2 protein-coding genes and 1 pseudogene are annotated in these 2515 nt (G+C 62.6%); all 3 read left to right on the top strand.

Annotated features, from left to right (window positions below; translation table 11 throughout):
* Positions 1 to 292 (top strand): annotated as a pseudogene (locus AC1D0Z_RS19495) (BMP family ABC transporter substrate-binding protein); the annotation flags it as partial.
* 106 nt (positions 293 to 398) lie between these two features.
* Entirely contained in the window at positions 399 to 1451 is a 1053-nt protein-coding gene (locus AC1D0Z_RS19490; protein ID WP_477659831.1) for an adenosine deaminase, read from the top strand.
* A gap of 65 nt (positions 1452 to 1516) precedes the next feature.
* On the top strand, positions 1517 to 2515 hold a 999-nt coding region (locus AC1D0Z_RS19485), incomplete at its 3' end, for a YbfB/YjiJ family MFS transporter (protein ID WP_477659830.1).

The raw sequence follows: 2515 nt of genomic DNA, 5'->3' as shown, positions 1-2515 counted from the left end.
GGGTGAGGCGCTTGAAGGCAAGTGGACCGGCAACACGGCTTCGTGGTGGGGCGTCAAGGAAGGCGCCATTGACATTGTGTCGATTGCAGCCGACGTGCCGGACGACACCAAAAAACGCATCGACGAAGTCAAGGCCGGCCTGAAGGACGGCAGCTTCTCGATCTGGAAAGGCCCCATCACCGACAACACCGGCAAAGAGTTGCTGGCCAAGGATGTGGTGGCGGACGACAAATTTCTCGGCGGCCTGAAGACGTACGTCAAGGGTGTCGAAGGCAAGGTTCCCGGCAACTGAGGATAATGGACAGAGCGCCGTGCCTGAGGCAAACGCCTTGGGCCGGAGCGCTCGCAACGTAGTTTCAAAGCTGCCTTCGGGCAGCTTTTTTATTCCTGGAGCTGAAATGTCGCCTGAGAAATTCAAGGTAAAACCCGTCGCTGCAGATCGCCTGCCCGCGCTGCTGGCCAGCATGCCCAAGGCCGAGCTTCACATGCACATTGAAGGCTCGCTTGAGCCCGAATTGATTTTTTCACTGGCTGGCCGCAACGGCGTGCAGATTCCCTACGCCAGCGTTGAAGAACTGCGCAGCGCCTATGCCTTCACCAACCTGCAGAGCTTTCTGGACATCTATTACGCCGGCGCCAGTGTGCTCATCACCGAGCAGGACTTTTACGACATGGCCGAGGCGTATCTGCGCAAGGCCGCCGACGACAACGTGGTGCACACCGAAATGTTCTTTGACCCGCAGACGCATACGGCACGCGGCGTCAGCATGGAAACCGTCATCAACGGGCTGCATCGCGCCTGCGTGGATGCACAGGCTCAATTCGGCGTCAGCGCTTCGCTGATCCTGTGTTTCCTGCGCCACCTCAGCGAGGAAGAGGCGTTTGAAACGCTGGAGCAGGCCTTGCCTTATCGCGACAAGTTCATCGGCATCGGGCTCGATTCCGGCGAGGTCGGCAATCCGCCTGAAAAATTCGCCCGCGTGTTTGCGCGCTGCCGTGAACTGGGCTTTCATCTGGTCGCTCATGCCGGTGAGGAAGGCCCACCGGAGTATGTCTGGACAGCGCTCGATGTGCTCAAGGTTGAGCGTGTGGACCACGGCGTGCGCTCCAGCCGCGACGCATCGCTGATGCGGCGCCTGGCCCAGGACCGGATTCCGCTGACCGTGTGCCCGCTCTCCAACCTGAAGCTCTGCGTCTTCCCCGACCTTGCCAGCCACAACCTGCGCGAACTGCTCGATGCCGGGCTGGTGGCCACGGTCAATTCAGACGACCCGGCCTATTTCGGCGGCTACATGAATGACAATYTCACGCATACTTTTGCCGCAGCGGGGCTGAATGCGCAGCATGCCTATGCGCTGGCGCGCAACAGCTTTGAGGCCAGTTTTATCGACGCCTCTGCCAGGGCCCGCTATATCGACAGGCTGAATGAATCGTTCGCGGCATTCGAGTAGGCTATTCGGCAAGCCCACACACAGCTCAACACAACGCATACGCGCCCCAGCATGGAGAAGCATTTATGGCGATGACGCCAAGCGAACAGACGAGTCCCGCATCACACAGTCCCTGGCCCATCGCCCTGGCAGGGCTGGTGGCGCTGGCGGTAGCCATGGGCCTTGGGCGCTTTGCCTTCACCCCGCTGCTGCCCATGATGCTCAACGACGGCGTGGTCGATTTGCCGACCGCCAGCTGGCTGGCCAGCGCCAACTACTTCGGCTACATGCTGGGAGCGATTCTTTGCACGCTGCAGCCCTGGCTGTGGGCACGCTTCAAAGGGCTGCCCTCGCTGGCCTATTCGTCGCTGGTGCGCGCGGGCCTGGTTGCCACGGGCGTGCTCACGCTGGCCATGGGCTGGCATGTCCCGGCTGCGTGGCCGTTTCTGCGCTTTGCCGCGGGCGTGACCAGTGCGGTGGTGTTTGTCTTCACTTCGGGCTGGTGCCTCTCGCAGCTTGYCAAACGCGGCGTTCCCGCGATGGGCGGCATTATCTATGTGGGCCCGGGCGCCGGCATTGTGGTGAGCGGCCTGTTTGCCACAGGCATGGTGGCCTGGCACTGGACGGCCGCGACGGGCTGGATGATTTTCGGCGTGCTGGCGTTTGTGCTGGCCGCCTTGGTGTGGCACATCTTGCGCGGCGGTGACGAGCGCCTCGTCGCACTGGCGCCGCGTGTTGCTGTTCAGCCCGGCGAAGCCGTTCCGCAGCACGGCAACGCTGAAATGACGCTGTTGACGCTGGCCTATGGCCTCGCCGGTTTTGGCTACATCATCACCGCCACCTTTTTGCCTGTGATCGCGCGTGCGGCGCTGCCGGGCTCAGCCTGGCTGGACATGTTCTGGCCTATCTTCGGCCTGGGCGTCATGGTGGGGGCGTTGCTGGCAACACGCCTGCCGCCGGGCAAGGACTTCCGCCTGCTGCTGGCCGGCTGCTACTTCTTGCAGGCCCTGGGCATCGCAGCCAGCCTCTGGAGCCCGAGCCTCGCCGGCTTTGCGCTGGGCAGCCTGATGCTGGGCATTCCGTTC

It is taken from the genome of Polaromonas sp. P1_E3 (assembly GCF_056405935.1).
This window is presented reverse-complemented; position numbering and strand designations above follow the sequence as displayed.